The organism is Agromyces agglutinans (assembly GCF_009647605.1).
Classification (GTDB): domain Bacteria; phylum Actinomycetota; class Actinomycetes; order Actinomycetales; family Microbacteriaceae; genus Agromyces; species Agromyces agglutinans.
On sequence record NZ_WJIF01000011.1, the window covers coordinates 76308 to 94069 of the forward strand.

The 17762-nt window shown below is 72.7% G+C and carries 15 protein-coding genes; 3 read left to right on the plus strand and 12 right to left on the minus strand.

Annotated features, from left to right (window positions below; genetic code table 11):
• Positions 1 to 35 precede the first annotated feature (35 nt).
• From GE115_RS15880 to GE115_RS15920, 9 genes are all read right to left on the minus strand, one after another.
• Positions 36 to 377 carry a hypothetical protein gene (locus GE115_RS15880; RefSeq protein WP_153685738.1) on the minus strand — a complete coding sequence of 114 codons (342 nt, stop codon included), beginning with the start codon at positions 375 to 377 and terminating at the stop codon, positions 36 to 38.
• Positions 377 to 1237, minus strand: coding sequence for a T6SS immunity protein Tdi1 domain-containing protein (locus tag GE115_RS15885; RefSeq protein WP_153685739.1), 861 nt, complete (start codon positions 1235 to 1237; stop codon positions 377 to 379). The genes GE115_RS15880 and GE115_RS15885 overlap by 1 nt, the downstream gene beginning before the upstream one ends.
• Before the next feature lie 186 nt (positions 1238 to 1423).
• Complete coding sequence (locus GE115_RS15890; RefSeq protein WP_153685740.1) at positions 1424 to 1783, minus strand: hypothetical protein; 360 nt, start codon at positions 1781 to 1783, stop codon at positions 1424 to 1426.
• Between the two features lie 110 nt (positions 1784 to 1893).
• On the minus strand, positions 1894 to 2190 hold the full coding sequence (locus GE115_RS15895; protein ID WP_153685741.1) for a hypothetical protein: 297 nt from the start codon (positions 2188 to 2190) through the stop codon (positions 1894 to 1896).
• A 30-nt stretch (positions 2191 to 2220) separates the two neighbouring features.
• Positions 2221 to 2505, minus strand: a complete 285-nt coding sequence (locus GE115_RS15900) for a hypothetical protein (RefSeq protein WP_153685742.1) — start codon at positions 2503 to 2505, stop codon at positions 2221 to 2223.
• A gap of 4 nt (positions 2506 to 2509) precedes the next feature.
• A complete protein-coding gene (locus GE115_RS15905; RefSeq protein ID WP_153685743.1) occupies positions 2510 to 7915 on the minus strand; it encodes a polymorphic toxin type 15 domain-containing protein in 5406 nt (1801 codons plus the stop codon).
• A gap of 48 nt (positions 7916 to 7963) precedes the next feature.
• The gene (locus GE115_RS15910) at positions 7964 to 8275 is read right to left on the minus strand and encodes a WXG100 family type VII secretion target (RefSeq protein WP_153685744.1); all 312 of its coding nucleotides are present in this window, start codon (positions 8273 to 8275) and stop codon (positions 7964 to 7966) included.
• On the minus strand, positions 8268 to 8933 hold the full coding sequence (locus GE115_RS15915; RefSeq protein ID WP_153685745.1) for a WXG100 family type VII secretion target: 666 nt from the start codon (positions 8931 to 8933) through the stop codon (positions 8268 to 8270). The genes GE115_RS15910 and GE115_RS15915 overlap by 8 nt, the downstream gene beginning before the upstream one ends.
• Before the next feature lie 64 nt (positions 8934 to 8997).
• On the minus strand, positions 8998 to 9291 hold the full coding sequence (locus GE115_RS15920; protein WP_056010942.1) for a WXG100 family type VII secretion target: 294 nt from the start codon (positions 9289 to 9291) through the stop codon (positions 8998 to 9000).
• A gap of 216 nt (positions 9292 to 9507) precedes the next feature.
• On the opposite strand from GE115_RS15920, the gene GE115_RS15925 reads away from it, so the two are divergent.
• Together GE115_RS15925 and GE115_RS15930 are read left to right on the plus strand one after the other, a co-directional pair.
• A complete protein-coding gene (locus tag GE115_RS15925) occupies positions 9508 to 10143 on the plus strand; it encodes a hypothetical protein (RefSeq protein ID WP_153685746.1) in 636 nt (211 codons plus the stop codon).
• On the plus strand, positions 10143 to 10889 hold the full coding sequence (locus GE115_RS15930) for a hypothetical protein (protein WP_153685747.1): 747 nt from the start codon (positions 10143 to 10145) through the stop codon (positions 10887 to 10889). Before GE115_RS15925 ends, GE115_RS15930 begins: the two co-directional genes overlap by 1 nt.
• A gap of 56 nt (positions 10890 to 10945) precedes the next feature.
• On the opposite strand, the gene GE115_RS19150 is transcribed toward GE115_RS15930, so the two are convergent.
• From GE115_RS19150 to GE115_RS15945, 3 genes are all read right to left on the minus strand, one after another.
• A complete protein-coding gene (locus tag GE115_RS19150; RefSeq protein WP_153685748.1) occupies positions 10946 to 11566 on the minus strand; it encodes an FHA domain-containing protein in 621 nt (206 codons plus the stop codon).
• Between the two features lie 62 nt (positions 11567 to 11628).
• The gene (locus GE115_RS15940; protein ID WP_153685749.1) at positions 11629 to 15960 is read right to left on the minus strand and encodes an FtsK/SpoIIIE domain-containing protein; all 4332 of its coding nucleotides are present in this window, start codon (positions 15958 to 15960) and stop codon (positions 11629 to 11631) included.
• Between the two features lie 25 nt (positions 15961 to 15985).
• Positions 15986 to 17086 (minus strand): hypothetical protein, encoded by a 1101-nt coding sequence (locus GE115_RS15945; RefSeq protein WP_153685750.1) that lies wholly within the window; start codon positions 17084 to 17086, stop codon positions 15986 to 15988.
• Between the two features lie 93 nt (positions 17087 to 17179).
• On the opposite strand from GE115_RS15945, the gene GE115_RS15950 reads away from it, so the two are divergent.
• On the plus strand, positions 17180 to 17728 hold the full coding sequence (locus GE115_RS15950) for a hypothetical protein (protein WP_153685751.1): 549 nt from the start codon (positions 17180 to 17182) through the stop codon (positions 17726 to 17728).
• Positions 17729 to 17762: the final 34 nt, after the last annotated feature.

A 17762-nucleotide genomic window follows, 5' to 3' on the forward strand; every position in this document is an offset into this window, starting at 1 on the left:
GCTCGGGCCGGCGGCTTTCCGCCGGCGGCGCCCCGCTAGCCCTGCAGCGACCAGCCCGGGAACCCCGCGCAGCCGTCGGTCAGCCGGATGAAGCCCTCCTGCTTGTCGGTCAGGATCGCGTACGACTTGGCTGCATCCCCGGACTCGACGGCCTCCGCCATGCGGTCGAGGTTGCGCAGCGCGGTCGGGATCCAGTCGCGGAAGGCACCCTCCGGCAGACCGGATGCATCCTCGTCGAGGATGCCGCGCACCACGCCGATGACCCGGAGCAGTTCCGGGTGGTCTTGGGGCCGGTACGCCGACGCGAGGCTCATGGCGACGAGTTCGGTCACCGGCTGGCGCAGGCGCTCGCACCGCTGCTCGAGCGTGTCGGCCATCAGGCGCCCGCCCCGCGGTCGATGTCGAACTTCTCGGGCGGCGTGCGCACACCGTCGCGGAATGCGCCGAGCCCGGCCTCGAAGTCGACGGACGATCCGACGAACAGCGCCGACTCGTCTGGCGCGACGTAGATCTTGCCGCCGCCCCGGACCGCGTGGACGAGGCAGACGCCCAGCCCGTCGGGGAGCTGGATGATGTTCAGGGTCGGGTTGTCGGTGAGCTTCGCGAACAGCGCGCGCCCGACCGAGACGAGGCGATCCTCGTCGGCCGCGGCATCGGCCGGCGCGGCGGGGGCGAAGTCGATCACCCGGCGGACCTCGGGCTGGCCCGCGAGCTGCGCGATCACGGCGAGGTGCTCGTAGAGGCCGCCTCGCTGGAGGTGCTCGGCGTCGGCCCGCCCGCCCAGCGCGAGCAGGGGCACGAACCCGTAGCACTCCTCGAAGCCCGGGACGCCCTCGCGCTCGCGCGCGGCGGGGTACGGCTCCCACTCCCATGCCTCATCGCGTTGCGCGGGGTCCTCGAGGTGGGCGACGAGCTCGTCGAACGTCGTGTTCTGGATCACGTCGAGTGCACCGAACCGCGGCTTCATGACGAGGAACAGGCCGTTGGCGTAGGCGATCACGTCGGCGAGGGCGGTGGTGAACAGCACCGTCGCCCCCTCGGGCAGGCTCAGCACGCCCTCGAGCATCTCGGCGGCGCGCGCCGGATCGGCCACCCGGAAGAACCCGTCGGCACCGACGATGCCGGCGCCTTGCGAGCGCCAGAGCTCGGCCACCTCGGGCGGCACCTGCGCGCGGAAGCGCTCGATCGTCTCGTCGCTGATCGGCGCGACCGGGTCGAATGTGCGGAACGAGGTCATCGTGGCCCTTCTGCGATCGGATTCGAACCGGCGGACGGATGCCAGGGCGAACGTCGTCGCGGCGTCCGAACCGCCCCGGCGAGTCTATCGAGCGCGAACGATCCCGCGACGGGGAGCACTGCCCATCTGCACCGCGCTGATCTCCGCTCCCCGCGCCGACTGGGCGCGCCGCGCTCCGATCGTCGCTCAGGAGTCGGCGGCCGGGTGCGACGGCACCTCGACGCCGGCGTCGGCGAACGGGCGCACGAGCACGTCGTACTGCGCCTCGGTCAGCTTCGCGCGCTTCAGGATCGCGCGCGCCGCCGTCTGGATGACCGAGTAGGCCTCCATCTCGGTGCCGCCGAGTTCGTCGGTTCGGGCCCGGAGCGCGGTGTTGAGCCGATGCTCGAGATCGGAGTTCTCGGCGGCCGACGGAACCGCTGCGCGACTGGCCTCCTTGCCGCCCTCGCCGCGGAGGTCGACCTGTCGATCGAACGCCGCTGTCAACACCTGCGGGGGAAGGGCGACCGCCCGTTCGACGAACGCGATCGTCTCGGCATCCAGCATCGGTGTTCCCCTCCGGTCGTGTCCCTCGAGCGTACCCGGCAGCGGCGGGACGCCGCGATTCCGCTGCTGCGGCCGGTGGCGGCTTCTCTGCTGGCGTTGGCGGGCCGCGCTCAGTCGAGCGGCGGCTCGGCCCCCTCGACCGGGGTCATGGCCCGGACCTTCAGCCGGTTCGGGAGGAACGGCTCCTCGCGGACGGCTCCGGAGGCCTTGTCGATGAAGATCGCGAGGTTGTCCCAGCGCTGGAACTCGTCGTGGCCGTCGACGAGGAACTCGCGCGCGCCCCACACCGGGAGGTAGTTGTCGGCATCCTCGTACCAGCCGGAGATGTGCAATGTTCCCGCGATGGCCGGCGGTCGTTCCGCGAAGTGCCGCTCCAGCGCCGATCGCGCTTCCTCGATCGTCAGCATCACAGGAATGCGAGTCGTCGCCGCGGGTGGTCAACGCCGCTCGTCGACCGGTGTCATCGCATCGATCTTGTCGAGGTGGTCGGGCATGAACTCCAGACGAACCTCGCCGGTGCGCTTGTCGATGAACACCACTCGTTGGTCCCATCGGGCATACGAATGGTCGTCGTCGACGTAGAACTCACGGGCGCCCCAGACCGGCAGGTAGTCGGAATCGTCCTCGTACCATCTGTGCACGTACAGCGTGCCCTCGATGAGCAGCGGTTCGCGGGCCGCGTAACGATCGAACGCGGCTCGCGCCTCATCCAGTGTGAGCATGGCCTCAGTCTCCCGCATCCGACGTCGCGTTGCTCGCGTGCGCAGCCGGGCCCTGAGCGGGCGGCGGCGACATCTGCTGCACGAGTTGCTGCTCCCGCTGCCTGAGCCTCAGATACTGTTCGTACAGACCGCGCCGCTCTTGCTCGGCTCGCCGACGGGTGATCGCATCCGTGCCGGGATCGGCGATCACGCTGTCGAGTTCCTGGATGTCGCGCTCGTTGTGGAATCGCCAGTGCATCCCCATCGCGAGGTCGCGATCCCGGAGCCTGTCAGCGTCCGTGCCGTTCGCGAACGCGTCACGGACGGCGGCGCCCTCCTCGAGGCGCATCGACGTCTTCAGCACCCGATCGGTCGGCTCGAGATCGTCCACCCGGAGCACGTTGATGTCCAATCCAGGCTCTCCGGACGGAGGATTGAAGACCATCCGTGCGATCGTGGCCGAGGCATCCACGGAATTCACTTGACCGTCGTAGAACTTCAAGCCGTCGGCTTCCTTCACGATCGTGAGGACGTGGCCACCACCGGTCTTGTACATGCCGCCGATGAATCCGCGTGCGCCGACCTCCCAGTCAGCCGTGAGGTTCGCCAGAGCTTCCTCGACCGTGTCGCCGTGACGGGAGAGTGCCTCGAACTCGCGAGTGGTTCCGTCTGCCTGCTGCCAGTCGCGCGCGATCGCGTGCGGGCCCCGCATCTCGACGCCGGGCGTGCCGGCGGTCGGGCTCGCCTCCACGTCGTACCCGCGCATACGGAGTTCGAGCGCGTTGACCACGAAGTGGCAGTTGAACTGGAAACGTGGGTCCAGCCAAACGCCCTGGTTGACCGCAGCGACGCTCGCCGCCGCCGACTCCGGCCCTCGCCAGGCGTACGCGTTGTCGAGGATCTCGTGACGCCCATCGGAGGTCGATACCGCCGGATCGCCGGAATCGGCCGCCTCGACCTGATCGACGTCCACCCCGAATTCGGCCGTGTCACCCGCGCCGTCGCCGAATTCCGGAGCGGCCGACTGCTCGGGAGACACCGGTTCGTGCTCGGCCGTCGGCTCCGGCGAGGAGGTGTCTTCGGCTCCCGAGACTGCGGCCTCGGCCGGCGCCCCGCCGGTGTGACTCGCGGAGGCGGCGTCAGCGCCCGGCGTCGCTGGAACCTGGACACCCGACGCGCCCGCGCGGGTGCGCGGCGCCGCCGACTGGGATGACGAGGGGTTCGAGGTCGTCGACGTGCTGTTCGTGCTCGTGCCGCTCGTCACGCTCGTCGGCGCCGTCGGGGCCGTCGTCGTCGAGGTCGCAGCAGCGGCAGGGGCGGCCGTGCCGGGAGCCGAGGTAGTCGGCGTCGCCGGACCGCTCGGCGCCGTCGCAGTGGGCGGAGTCGCAGCCGATGTCGTTGCGGCCGGCGTCGCGGCGGTCGGCGTCGCGGCGGCCGGAGCCGGAGCAGCCGGCGTCGTACCCGGCGCCGTTGCGGCCGGCGTCCCGGCGGGCGTGGCCGGCCCGGTGATCGGCTGGGCGCTCGTGAGTGTCGCCTGCGTCGCGGTCGCGCCGGAGATGGCATCCGTCGCGCCCAGGTGCACGTTCATGTGGATGTGCTTGAGCAGCTTCGGGTCGATCGTGCGGACCGCGGCCTGCACATCGGAGAAGAGGTCGGTGATGCGCCGACCGCTCCACGCCGCGCCGAGCGAGCTGTTCACCGGGGAGTCGCCCGCGCCGTCGAATCGGTTCGCGCGACCGCCGGCCGACTGGTCGGGACCGTGCAGCACCGCGGGGTTGGTGAACGGCACGCCGAGCTTCTTCAGGGCCTTGATCGCACGGCTCTGCTGGCTCTTGGCGACCCGGTCCTCACGCCGGAAGAACTGGACGTTGTGCCGCCATTCGGCGACCGTCAGCTGGTTCAGGCCCTGCTGCTGCAGGCCGACCTGGCGCTGGAACTCGTTCCAGTCGTGGTGCGGCTCAGCCCGGGTGAAGGCGTCGACGTCGATCGGCTTCTTCAGCGCGTAGGTTCCATCGTCGTTCTTGACGATGGGCGACTTGGGGTCGGCGGCGAGCTTGTCGAGCTCGGCGCGGATCTCGGGCGTGAGATCGGGGATGTCGTACCCGTTGTACGTCCGACCGGGGCCATCGGAGCCGTCGGAGGCGTGATCGGGGCCGACCGTCGCCTGGCTCTTCCAGCCCCGCGCCGGGGCATCCGCGGTCGCGTCGGCAGCGGCGTCGGCCGTGCTCGACGCCGGATCGGCGGAGGTTCCGCTCGTGGCGTCGGCACCGACGGTCGTCGGCGCAGCCGAGTCGGGCGACGATGCGGCGTCGGGCGAGGCCGGTTCGGGCGCGGTCTCGTTCGGCTTCGTGCCGTCGGGGTTGGTGACGAGCTCGGGCTGGATCGACGCATCCCAGTTCGTGGCGTCGGGCTCGAAGGGCGGCCACGGGGTCCGGGTGCCGTTCTGCGCGTCGAGCGCCCAGACCGTGTCGCCGTCGAAGTACGCGTTGAACCAGTGGCCGTCGCCGGTCGACCGGTCGATGCCGACCACGCAGTGCGAGCCGGGCCCCATCGCGGTGAGCGTCGAGGCGATCTGGTCGGGCGTCATCGGCGTCTGCGGGTTGCCGGTGCGCGCCTCCATCTGGGCGACGTCCAGCGTTCCGGTGGATGCCTCGGCGCTCGACGATCCGTTCAGGAAGTCGTTGAGGTTCGACGAGGTGTTGCCGCAGTTCGTGGCGTAGCCGTTCGCCGGGTCCGACGGGTCGAAGTTCGGGTTGATCGACTGCAGTGCGGCATCGATCTCCTCGACGCTGCGAGTCGTCGTGTTGTTCGCGGCCGGGTCCTTGGCGGGAGCCTGCCCATCGGCGCTACCGGTGTTCGCCGCACCGTCGCCATGGCTCGTCGACGGCGAGCCGCTCGAGGGCGCCTCGGTCGACGGCGATGCGGCCGGGCTCGTCGTGCCGGGCGCCGAGCCGTTCGGCGCCGGGGCCGCCGGTGCCGAACCGCCGGGCGTGTGCGTGGGGAGGAAGGAGGGCTTGAACGCCAGGGCCGCTGCACCCGCTGCGGCGGCCGCTCCGCCGGCGGCCACGACGTCTTCGGGAGCGAGATCGACGTCGTCGACGGGCGAGGTCGCATCGCCGTCGGTGGCGCCGCCATCGGTGGCGCCGACGTCGGTCGGGGTGCTGGATGCCTCGACCGCGGTCGCCGCGTCGACGGAAGCCGTGTCGACGGAAGCCGTGTCGACGGAGGTCGCATCGATGCCGTCGGCGGCGTCGGACGGTGAGCCGGTCGTCGGCTGGGCGGTCGCCGACGCGGCGGCAGCCCCCGCCGGGCCGTCGGCCGGAACGGTCGTCTCAGCAGCGGGCGTCTCGGCGTGAACCGGGGCATCAGCGTGAACCGGGGCATCCGCGTGCACCGGAGCGTCAGCGTGAACGGGGCCATCCGCGTGCACCGGGGCATCCGCCTGCACGGGCGCATCCGCGTGCACCGGAGCATCCGCGTGCACCGGCGCATCCGCGTCCACCGGAGCATCCGCGTGCGCCGGAGCATCCGCGTGCACGGGCGCGTCGGCATGAACCGGGGCATCCGCCTGCACGGGCGCATCCGCGTGCACCGGAGCATCCGCGTGCACGGGCGCGTCGGCATGAACCGGGGCATCCGCCTGAACCGGCGCATCCGAGTGCACCGGAGCATCCGAGTGCACCGGAGCTTCCGCCGCACCCGAGTCCGCGTGCACCGGGGCATCGGTGTTCGACGAGGCGTCCGCGGGCGGCGCGTCGACCGCGGGCGCGTCGGCGTTCGAGCCGTTGCCGAGATCGACGCCGCTGGTGTCCACGTCGCCCGGCAGGTCGACCGTGCCGCCGTCGCCCGCGGTCGAGCCGCCGTCGGCACCGCCGCCGGGCGTGGGCGCGTCGTTCGAGACGTCGACCGCGCCGCCGCCACCCGAGGTGTTCGACCCGCCGCCGCCCGAGCCCGGGGTGGGCGCGTCGTTCGAGACATCCACCGACGGACCGCCGTTCGGGGTGCCCGCGTTCGCGTTCGTGCCCGTTCCGCTGGGAATGCCGCTGGTGTCGAGGTCGGGGCCGGCACCACCGCTACCCGTGCCGCCGGCGCCGCTCGGCGTCGTCGGCGCGCTCCCGCCACCGGGTCGGCCGGCCATCGCGCCACCGAGCAGCGCGCCCGCGGCCATCGCCGACAACGGCTGGAACGGCTGGCCCGACAGGCCGGACTCGGCGAGGCCCGACGCGAGTCCGTCGACGGCGCCGCCGCCGGTCTCGACCGCGATGTGCGTCACCCGCTGCATCCCGCCCGGGTTGATCCGGTTGGTCAGTCGCCCGCCCGCGCCCGAGACTCCGGCACCGGCGGCGCCGCCGACCGCGGCCGACAGCGCCGCGTTGAGCACGTTCTGCGGCTGGTAGTCGGGATCCAGTGCGCCGCGCACCGTGTTGAACGACACGGTCGTGATGCCGCTCGCGAGACCCGCCGAGATCGCCTCCTTCGCGACCCGGATGCCTCCGCGGATCGCCATGCGCGCCGCACGCAGCGCCATCATGATCAGGGTGCGCAGCTTCTTGCACAGCGCAGCGATCTTGATCGCCCACCGCGTCACGGTGAGCATGATCTTCGCGGCCATCGCCGCGGCGCCCGCACCGAAGGTCACCGCACCGAGCAGTGCGCCGATGCCGATCTCGATCGCGATCTCGACGGCCATCTGGGCGATGAACCAGCCGATCTCCTCCCAGGCCTTGTCGACCGCGTCGATCATGCCGCGAGCGAATCCGGCCATCGAGTCCGCCGAGTCGGCGACCTTGCCGAGCGACGATCCCAGCGACCGCTGGCACGAGAGCACGCTCGCCTTCTGCGGCAGCGTCATCGACGACACGTTCGTGAACGCGCCGTCGACGCGCGACTGCGCCCGGGTGAGCGACCCCGACAACTCGCTCCACGCCGACTCCGCCGACGAGAGCTTGCCGCGATCGGCCGAGGGCAGCACGACGCCGAGCGTCGCCAGGGCGTCCTTCAGGAAGTCGCCGAACTCGCCCAGCGGGCCCTCGGGCCCCTTGCCCAGCGACGTCGGCACGGACGCCGACGGCGGAACGATCGACGGGTTCTCCTCGGGGATGCCCGACGAGGCGGCGGGCTTGAACGCCCCGACCAGCTGCGCGCCGTCGTACGCCCGGCCGGTGTTACCGAGCGCCGCATCGACGATGCGCAACGCGTTGGCGAGCCCCAGGGCCGACTTCATCACGTCGACCGCGTACTTGTCGTAGCCCGGCTCGCCGTCCTGGCCGTGCGCGAAGACCTCGGCCGACTCGTCGTCGCCCGCCATGCCACCCGTACCGCCGAGGGCCGACTCGCACGCCTGCACGGCCAGCGACACGGACTGCGCGATCGAGTACAGGGCGGTGCCGTCCGCGGCGAGCCGCGCAGCATCGAGCTGGACTTGCGACATGGAGGATCTCCTGGGTTCGGTTCGAAGAAGGGATCGGGTGCGGGCGCGTCAGCCGCTGAGAGCGGCGGCGAGCTTCGCCCAGGATTCGTCGAGCGACTCGATGGTCTCGGTGTACGCCTTGTGCGCACCGTCGACCTGGTCTTGCAGGCCTTCGGCGGCCTGCGTCATCGCTTCGGCGCCGAGCTGCCACTTCTCGAACATGCCGAGGAAGTTGGTCATCGCCTGGCCCTGCCACTCGGCGGGCAGCATGTAGGCGAACCCGCTCGCGCCCTGCTTGAGCGCCGTGCAGTACGTCACGAGTTCGCCGAGCATGTCGGCCAGGGCCTTGAGGTCGGCCGTGTCAGCCTGCTGTTCAGACATCCTTCACCTCTGCTGTGTACGCGGAGACGGCGGGCGCCGGCGCATCGATGTCGGGGACCTCGGGCACGTCGACCGGGGGGACGCCCTCGACCAGCATGGGCTCGCCGTCTTCGCCGACGCGGAAGACGCCCTCGCCGATCGAGTCGTCGTCGCCGTCGCGATCGCTGTCGCCCGAACCGCCACCGGTCGCCTGGCCGCCGCTCTTGCGGGATCCGATCAGGCCGCCGCCGAAGGTCTCGCGCTCGCCGTCTCCGGCGTAGTCGCGACCGAAGAACTCGGCCATGTCTTCAGCGCGCTCCTCGCCCTGCTGGACCGTCGCGCCGAGCTTGCCCGAGTTCGATCGCATGGCGGCGACCGCCGGCGCACGACCGTTGAACGACCGCTGCACGCCCGACTCGTTCTGGGTGTACGAGCCGTCGGCCGCGATGAGGCCCGACTGGAGCGCCGCGAGCGACTGGCGGACGAACCCGGCGGTCGTCATGAACGTGGCCCAGCCCTCGGCGAAGCTCTCGGCGTCTTCACCCTTCCAGGACACGTCGACGGTGCGCTTGACCTGCGAGTCGACGGTCGACAGGTTCGTGTCGAACGTCGAGAGCACGGTGCCGAGCAGCGCGGCGACCTCGCTGAGCGCTGTCGCCCTGACTCTGAATGCGACCACGGGATTCCCCTCCGAGCGGTGTGGCGCCGGGGGCAGTCGACCCCGGCGCCGTCGTCATGGAACGTCAGCCGTTGAACGTGCCGGCGATCGCGTTCTCGCTGTCCTCGTAGGAGAGCGCCGCCTGGTTGAGCAGGTCGCTGATGCCCTGCAGGGACTCCTTGAGCTGCAGGCCGGCCTGGTCCCACTGCGAGTAGAGCTCGTTGAAGCTCTGCGACGCGGTGCCCGACCAGTCGCCGGAGATGAGGCCCTCGACGAGCGACTTCAGGTTGGACAGCTGCGACTCGATCGACTGCGAGCCGCTCGAGAGCTGCCCGGCGACACCGGCGAGCGAGTCGGACGTGACGCGGATCTCCGCCATGATTTCCTCCGTTGAGTGGATGCCTCGTGTGAGCACCGGAACGGAGCAGGTACTCCGAACCCTCGTGCCTGCAACACGTTACCCGCTGAGGCTCTCGTTGCCGATGGGGAGAAGTCCCCGTCCTCGCGGACGCCCGTCGCGGAAGCACCCCCTGACGAGGCATCCGGTCGCGCCGATCCCGGGCCGAGTGGGTACAGTCGAGGCATCCCAGCCCCGATGGAAAGGCCGCCTGTGCGCCCCGACAACGCGACCCTCGCCGCTCGCCCAGAGCAGTTCCGCCACGCCCGTTCCACCGCGAAGACGGTGGTGTTCGCGGTGCTGGCCGCCGTCGCGCTCGTGGCGCTCGCGGTCGTCCTCGTGAACTTCGAGGCCATCCGCGACGACGCCGGCGACATGACCGGTCGCCGGTCGGGCCTGCGGGGCATCGTCGCGCCGGCCGCCGTGGTGCTCTGCGCGTTCTTCGCGTTCGTGTTCGGATGGTTCGCGATCAGCGGCTCGCACGCGTGGGAGCGCACGGAGACGGGCACCCGGCTGAAGCCGCGCTACTTCACGGTCGACGGCGGCGGCGACGTCGCCGACGCGCTGCACGCTCGGTTCGCCACCGGCGACCCCGCGCAGTACCTGCCGGTGCCCAACCACAGGAAGGGCGCCATCCGGGTCGCGATCTACCGCGCGGATGCCGATCGCCTGGGCTTCGTCACGATCCAGGTCGGCAAGGGCGCCGCCGCGCGGGGATGGCCCCTCATCACGATGCGCGACCGCGCGTTCGTCCAGCTGAAGCAGCTCGCTCCCGAGGACTTCTCGCGCCGGCACGGCGGTTCGGGCACCATCGACCCCCTGCTCAACGGCTGATGTCGTACGGCCCGTCGCCCGTGCCGGCTCGCTTCCAGGCGGTCGTCGACGAGGCGAAGACCGCGTCGGCGCGCCGGTGGAACGCCGGCTTCGTCGCCACGGGCGCCGTCGTGGTCGTCGTCGCGATCGCGGGCATCGCCGCCATGGTCGCCACGGGGTTCGGCTCGTGGTTCACGATCGCGCTCGTCGGCGTGTTCGGCGCGCTCGGCGTCGCCCTGACCGTCACGAGCGTGCTGCGAGGCCGCATCCTGCGCCTGCTCGCGGCCGACGGCGCGCCCGCGTGCACGGTCTCCGACGCCGGCGTCGCGCTCGCGGGCTCCCCCGCGATCGCCTGGACCGAGGTGGTGTTCATCGGTGTGCTGAACGACCGGCCGCGGACCTCCCGGTTGCGGTCGGTGCCGGTGTTCGGATGGTTCGGTTCCCTCGCGCTGAAGGCGGGCAACGGAACGATCCTGTGCGAGATCGCGGTCCGCGACGGCGAGGCGCTGCGCGCCGCCTTCACCGACCGGGCGGCGGCCAAGCGCGTCGGCCTCTACGGCCGCTGGCCCGACGGTTCGCGCCACGGGCTGCTGCCGCTGCTGCTCGACTCGGTGCTCTCCGAGGAGTCGACGCAGGCGGTGGTGCAGGTGCTCTTCGCCGAGGCGCAGGCGCGCGGCATCCCGCATGCGCTGCACGAGTCGACGTTCGGCTTCCTGAAGTGGAAGGGGCCGATGCTCGACCCCGCCTGGCCGGGCGAGATCGCGTAGCGCGCCCGCTCAGCGGGCCGCGCGCTCAGCGGCCCGCGCGCTCAGGGCCCGCGCGCTCAGGCCGGACGGATCTGGAAGGCCAGGTCGCCGAGCCACACCGTGTCGCCGATGGCGGCCTCGACCCGTGTGCCGGCCGATTCCAGCGGCAGCATGCGCCCGCCGCGCTCGAGCCGGGCGCCGTTCGCGGAGCCCGCGTCGCCGATGAGGATCCGGCCGTCGGCCACGTCGAGGAAGAGGTGGACGCGCGACACGGAGCGCGTGTCATCCTGCACCTCGACCGATCGTGCGCCCATCGCGAGCGCCGTGTCGGCGGGCTTGCGGCCGATGACGGCGCTGCCCGACACGACGACCCGCTGACCCGTCGAGAACGCGAGTTCGACCCGCTCGACGGCGGGCGACGCGGCCGGCGCGGCGGCGGCGGGCGCCGAGGCATCCGATCGGGAACCCGGCTGCTGCCACGGCAGCGTGCGCGGCAGCGGCACCGGTGCGACCGGGCCGGCCGCCACGCCCGGCGTCGGGGTGGGCTGCGCCACCGGCGCCTCGCGGTGCGGCGCCGCGAACTGCGACGGCACCGGCGGGCGGGCGGGCTGCTGCGGGATGAGCTGACCGCACTCGACGCAGTACATGCTGTTCGGCTGCAGCGTCGCGTCGCAGTAGACGCAGCGGGCAGAAGCCACGGAGTCGATCCCTTCCTCGGCGGGCGGAGCGCCCGGCTCAGTCTACGTGCGCGCCGGACGCGTCACTGGCGGATGTCGGGCACCCGCACGGGCAGCCAGCCGGACGGCGTCGTGAACACCGCCGAGCCGGGCGTGCCGCGCCCGAGCATGAACTTCGGGATCGGCGAGCCGATCGCCTGGGTGCCCATCACGGCGGACTCGGGGCGCAGCACGACGGCGCGACGCGCGCGCTTGGCCTCGACGATCGGGCCGCCGAAGAGCGTCGACAGCGACTCGGAGTCGGCGGCGACGATGAACGCGGCCCGGTGCTTCGCGCCGGTGAGCGCGTGCTCGATCGGTGCGTTCTTGTACTGCTCGGCGTCGTCGACCAGCACCGTGACGAACTCGCCGGCCTCGTCGAGCACGCGCTGCACGGTGGCCGGGTCGGTGTCGCCCGCGGAGATCACGGCCACGCCGTGCCCGGCCGCGACCTCGGTGAGCACCGACTCGCGCGGCGCGACCACGACGAGCGGGGTCTTGCGCCAGGCGAGCTGGTGCAGGATCGAGGCGAGCGTCGACGACCGGCCCGACTTGCGCGGCCCGGTGACGATGAGGCCGCCCTCGGCGGGCCAGTCGATCGTGTACTTCGACAGCAGGTCGCCGCCGACCGCCACGACGGGTCCGTCGGCCGGGCCCGAGTCGCCGAGCGGCAGGTCGTAGGCCGCGGTGAGCGCGAAGTGCCCGGGCAGCGGGTCGACCCGTACCGGTCGGGGCAGGTTCGCCAACTGCGGGTACTGGTCGAAGTGGTCGTGCACCTGCTCGACGATGCGGCGCAGCGCGGTCGTCTGCGCCTCGCCGCTCGTGTCGCGCACGAGCACCGCGAGCTGCGCCTCTGCCCCGCCCGCGCCGAAGAGCACGCGGCCCGGCGGCAGGTCGAGCGGGATGTCCTTGGCGAGGATGCCCGCGGTGCGGTAGTCGGAGAGGTCGCGAAGCGGCAGGACGTACTGCTCGTCGATGAACGACGAGATCTTGTCGCCCGAGATGCCCCGGTCGCCCGTGATGAGGACGCGCACGCCGACGGCCGGGCCCTCGCGCAGGATGCGCATGACCTGGTCGCGGAACGTGACGAGCTGGTCGGCGTTCATGGTCGAGAGCATCCGCTCCCACCCGTCGATCACGACGATCGCGTAGGGGAGCCGGCTCGCCAGGTCGGCCTGGGCGCGCTGCTCGGAGATGTGCCCGACGCCCGCGGTCGAGAGCACCGATTGGCGGCGCCCCAGTTCCTCGAGCAGGCGCTGCACGAGCCGGGGCAGGCGGTCGGAGTCGAGCTGGGTCACGACCGCGCCGGTGTGCGGCGCATCGACGAGCGGCAGCAGCGCGCCGTTGCCGAAATCGATCACGTACAGGTGCAGGTCGGCGGGCGTGAACTCCTGCACGAGCTGGCCGAGCATCGTGCGCAGCGCGGTCGTCCGGCCCGAGAGCGAGCCGCCGATGAAGAGCACGTGCGAGTCGGTCTCGATGTTCCAGGTGAGGCTGCGCTGCGACTGCTCGCCCGGAACGTCTTCCAAGCCGAGCACGATCGAGCGCTCGGGCACGTGCTGGTCCTGGAACTTCTCGAGCGGCAGCACCGCGGGCAGCGGCACGAGCCACGGCGACGGGTTCTTCGGGATGCCCAGCTGCTGCGTCGCCGCGGTGATCAGGTTCACGAGCGCGCGCAGGTCGGTGTCGTCGTGGTCGGTCACCTGCGCCTGCGACGACGTCGGCTTCGGGAACTTCGCCGGGAATCCGAGCAGGTCCCACTGCAGCGGCGCCTTGCGCGGCAGCACCTTGACGCTGCGCTGCACGCCGGGGCGGATGCCAGCCACCCGCGCGGTCTGGAACGCCACGGGCGCCGACGACGGGCCGGTGCGCACGTACCCGCGACCCGGGGTCGTCGGGCTGATCAGCGCCGCCTCCCCCGAGCCGAGGATGTCGGACGAGTCGGTGCGGTCCGTGACCCGCAGCGCGACGCGCAGGTTGATGTTCGACTGCATCTCGGGCGTCACGACGCCGGAGGGCCGCTGGGTGGCGAGCACGAGGTTGACGCCGAGCGACCGGCCCACGCGCGCGATGCGGACGAGGCCGTCGATGAACTCGGGCAGCTCGGTGCGCAGCTCGGCGAACTCGTCGATGACGATCATGAGCCGGGCGAGCCCGCGCCGGGCAGCGGTGTCGGCGTCGCGCGCCCACGCCGAGTCGACGTCCTTCGCGTTCATGTCGCGCAGCACCTTCTCGCGGCGCTTGAGCTCGGCGTCGAGCGAGGCGAGCGCGCGCTCGGTCTCGCGCGCGTCGAGGTTCGTGACCATGCCGACGGTGTGCGGCAGCCGCTCGCAGTCAGCGAACGCCGACCCGCCCTTGTAGTCGACGAGCACGAAGTTCAGGGCGTCGGGGCGGTTGGCGAGCGCGAGGCTGACGACCAGCGCCTGGAGGAACTCCGACTTGCCCGAACCCGTCGTTCCCGCGACGAGGGCGTGCGGGCCGTCGCGCGAGATGTCGACCGCGAATTCGCCCTCGCCCGTCGCGCCGACGACGACGAACGTGTTGCGGGGCTGGGTCTGCCAGCGGCGCACGAGCGGCTCGGGGTCGTCGAGGTCGATCTTCAGGAGGTCGGCGAACCGGACGCTCGAGGGCAGCATCGCGTCGTCACCCACCCCGCTGACGTGCCGCAGCGAGCAGAGGCTGCGCGCCATGAGCTCGGCGCGCGGCACCGACAGGCCGTCGAGCAGCACGACCGGGTGGTACTCGGCGCCGGTCTCGACGCGCGCGACGGCGGGGTCCGACGCGTCGATCGCGACGACGCTCTTGGCCTCTTCGGGCAGCCGGGCCCGCTCCGAGTCGAGCGCGACGACGTGGATGCCGTGCGCCGCGCCGTGCTCGAGCAGCTGCACCATGCCGGGCAGCATGCGCAGGCGCCGGGCGCCGTCGACGATCACGAGCACGCTGTTGGGCGGCTCGGCGCCGCGCTGGCCGGCGATGCGCATGCGCAGTTCGAGCATCTCGCTGAGCTCGCGCAACCGCTCGCGGCGGGAGTCGTCGGAGTTGCCGATCGACGCGGCCGCGTTCGCGGGCTGGGCGTGCGGGAGCCACTGCACCCAGCCCCACTCGGCCTCGGCCTCGTCGGGGCAGAGCACGACGAGCTCGGCGTCGCGCGGCGAGCGCAGCGTGGCCCAGCCGGCGACGATCGCCCGGGCGAGGTTGCGGGCGATGTCGGCGGGGCCGGCGATGCCGAGGGGGCCGGCGCGCAGGTCGGCCGCCACGGGCACGGGCGCGACGCCCACGCGACGGGTGCTGGTGCGGTCCTTGCCGCCGCCCTCGAAGCGCACGTCGAGGGCGACCTCGGTCACGCCGACGCGCACGGCGAGGGCGTCGGCGTCGCCGCGGCGTCGCTCCCAGAGGCGCGCGAGCGGCCGAGTGGCGATGTCGAACAGCACGACGGGGTCGGGCAGCCGGTACCAGGACTCGATCCGCTGCAGCTTCGACAGCTCGCCGATGCGGGCCTCGGTGGCGCGCACCTCGTCGATCCACTGCTGCTCGGTCTTGACGCCCTTCTTCTTGGCCAGCTTGCGGTTGGTCAGGAACGAGCCGATCACCATGATCGGGCTCGCCGCGGCCATCAGCAGCATGATCGGGCGACCGAACACGATCGCCATCGTGACGCCGAGCACCACGGGGATGACGGCCGACAGCCACGGCATGGGCGACTGGTCGGGGTCCTCGGGCTTGTCGCCCGGCAGCGCGACGACGGGCTGCTCGGCAGCCGGCCGGATGCGGCTCGGACGGTTGAAGCCGCGCGCGCCGAGTGCATCGCGGGTGAGGTCGGCGTCGCTCGCGGGGGCGATGCCGAGGCGGAACAGGCTCGAGCCCGCCTGCACGAGGTCGGCGGGGACGATCTCGGCCGGCTCGGTGATCGCGACGCCGTTGATCCAGACGTCGGCGCCCGGCGCCGGCGCGACCGTCGCCGTGAGTCGCGTGGGGCGCCCGTCGGCGCCCGCGCCGGCCGGCGAGACGGTGACGGTCACGTGGTGCGCGAGCAGCGCCGGGTCGGCGATCGACAGCGAGACGGATGCCCCGCTCCCGACGGCGATCGCCGCGCCTCGCGAGATCGGCAGGGAGTCACCGGCGAACGGCCCGCCCACGAGCTCGAGGCGGAGCGCCCCGGCGGGGGCGTCCGTGTGGGCGACCTGCGGGACCTGCCCGCCCGAGAGCACCGGGCTCTCGGCGAGCGGCGTCGCCGGCGACGGTTCGTGGTCGAGCAGCGTCTCGGGCACGCCCAGCGCCTCGGCGACCTCGCCGACGGTCGTGCCCTCGTCGACGTCGAGCATCCACGAGCCGGCGGCGGCGCCGGCTCGCTGGTCGAGCGTGAGTCGGAGGCTCATGGGTCCTGCCTTTCGGAGGGGGCCGTCATCGACCGGTCCGGTCGAGGGTGGCGATGAACGCGTCGAACGGTCCGCCGGTCGCGACCTGCTCGGTCGGCGCCCGCGGGACGAAGAGGGTGGTCACGGGGTCGTCGTCGCCGTCGTCGTCGGCGTCGGACGGTGGATGCGGGGCGGCGGGCACCGGCCCCGAGCCGGGCAGTTCCGAGCCCGCCGGCACGAGCGTCACGGATCCCGCCGCCTGCTCACCGCCCGCCGCGACCTGGAAGCCGAACTGGTCGATCGAGCCCGGGCCCGCGTACCGGGCCGTGCCGTCGGCGCCGCAGGCCACCGCCCCGTGCAGCGTCGCACCGCACCCGACGAGCACGACGTCATCGCCGGCGATCGACGTCACGAGGGCGAGCAGGTCGATCTCGGCCGCGCCGGAGGCATCCAGTGCCGCGTAGACGTCGAGCGCGATGAGCGGAACGCCCGCGCGGTAGACGCCCACCGGCAGCTTGCCCGACGTCGCCGTGCCGAACTCGTCGACCACGCGGAAGCCCACCTCGGCTGCGCCGTCGAACGATGAGGCGGCGCGGAAGACGAGGTGCGTCGGCGTCGCCCACACCGAACCGGCCGCCGTCGGCTCGACGCCGACGGCGACGAGGCCGGCGCCGTCGCCGCATCGCGTGCAGCTCGCGCCCAGGTCGGAGAACGGCACGCGCAGCAGGCTTCCGGATGCCACGGGCCGAACGTTCGCGGACGGGGCGACCTCGGGCGCCGGGGGCGCGGCGAGGCTCACCCGGTAGCCGACCGTCATCGAGACGGTGCCGTCGGTCAGCACGACGGGCAGCACGGTCTCGCCCGCCTCGGGGTCGAAGTCGGGTGCCGCGAGTTCGATGCGCGTCTCGTCGCAGGCCGTCACCAGGGGCGACGCGGCACGCGGGCCGGCGCAGTCGGCGATGCGCCACGGCGGCGCCGGCTCGATCGTGGCGGGCTCCAGGTAGGGGATCTCGATCACGGCGGCGCTCGAGGAACCGGGCTCGGGCGCGGGCTGGTCGGCACCGGACGCTGGCGCGGCAGCGGCCAGCAGGAGCGCCGCGACGGGCACGACGGCGAGGAGCCACCTCGTCGGTGCGATGCGCCTCACCGTGCTCCTCCCGTGCGCCGGACCTCGTTCCGGGGCCGATATAGCATGGTACGCGGTCGGTGCCGCCGACCGTATCGACCAGGAGGGACGGCGATGACCGATCGGCTCATGCCTCCCTCGGGTCACGCCGTCGTGGGCCACGCGCCCGGCCAGCCGATGCTCGGCGAGCAGGCCGGGGCCCGGGCGCTCGGCAGCGGTTCGACCGTGCTGCCCGAGCTCGCCGCCGCACCCGAGCGTGAGCGCAGCTTCTGGCGGCATCCGGCGTTCCTCGTGTCCTCGATCCTGACGGTGCTGGCCCTCGCCGCGGCCGCCACGTGGTGGATCCTCACGATCGTGAACGACGACTCCGTGCGCGTCGACGGCCTCACCGCGTCCGTCGAGGGCGGCAACCTGCATCTCGACTGGGGCGGCCCCGACGCCGAGTACGCGCTCTACGCCGTCGCCGCCGACGGCGAGGTCTCCGATCTCACCCAGCTCGTGCGCGGCACCGAGGCGTGGATCCCCGCCGCCGCCGGCGTCGCCGACGACTCGACCTGCTTCGTCGTGCGCCCGGCCGCCGAGACCGGCGAGGTGAGCCTCGACGCCGCCACCCTCGACGGCCAGCGCGGCGCGGGCGTCTGCGCGGCCGACGCGGACGCGTGATGCGCGTCGCCCGGCTCGCCCGGCCGGCCGCGCG

Excerpts from the sequence above, each read along its gene's own strand:
- GE115_RS15890 (WP_153685740.1), bottom strand. The coding sequence starts at position 1,783 with ATGCTGGATGCCGAGACGATCGCGTTCGTCGAACGGGCGGTCGCCCTT.
- GE115_RS15880 (WP_153685738.1), bottom strand. The coding sequence starts at position 377 with ATGGCCGACACGCTCGAGCAGCGGTGCGAGCGCCTGCGCCAGCCGGTG.
- GE115_RS15910 (WP_153685744.1), bottom strand. The coding sequence starts at position 8,275 with ATGTCTGAACAGCAGGCTGACACGGCCGACCTCAAGGCCCTGGCCGAC.
- GE115_RS15930 (WP_153685747.1), top strand. The coding sequence starts at position 10,143 with ATGTCGTACGGCCCGTCGCCCGTGCCGGCTCGCTTCCAGGCGGTCGTC.
- GE115_RS15885 (WP_153685739.1), bottom strand. The coding sequence starts at position 1,237 with ATGACCTCGTTCCGCACATTCGACCCGGTCGCGCCGATCAGCGACGAG.
- GE115_RS15895 (WP_153685741.1), bottom strand. The coding sequence starts at position 2,190 with ATGCTGACGATCGAGGAAGCGCGATCGGCGCTGGAGCGGCACTTCGCG.
- GE115_RS15950 (WP_153685751.1), top strand. The coding sequence starts at position 17,180 with ATGACCGATCGGCTCATGCCTCCCTCGGGTCACGCCGTCGTGGGCCAC.
- GE115_RS15940 (WP_153685749.1), bottom strand. The coding sequence starts at position 15,960 with ATGAGCCTCCGACTCACGCTCGACCAGCGAGCCGGCGCCGCCGCCGGC.
- GE115_RS15900 (WP_153685742.1), bottom strand. The coding sequence starts at position 2,505 with ATGCTCACACTGGATGAGGCGCGAGCCGCGTTCGATCGTTACGCGGCC.
- GE115_RS15920 (WP_056010942.1), bottom strand. The coding sequence starts at position 9,291 with ATGGCGGAGATCCGCGTCACGTCCGACTCGCTCGCCGGTGTCGCCGGG.
- GE115_RS15905 (WP_153685743.1), bottom strand. The coding sequence starts at position 7,915 with ATGTCGCAAGTCCAGCTCGATGCTGCGCGGCTCGCCGCGGACGGCACC.
- GE115_RS15925 (WP_153685746.1), top strand. The coding sequence starts at position 9,508 with ATGGAAAGGCCGCCTGTGCGCCCCGACAACGCGACCCTCGCCGCTCGC.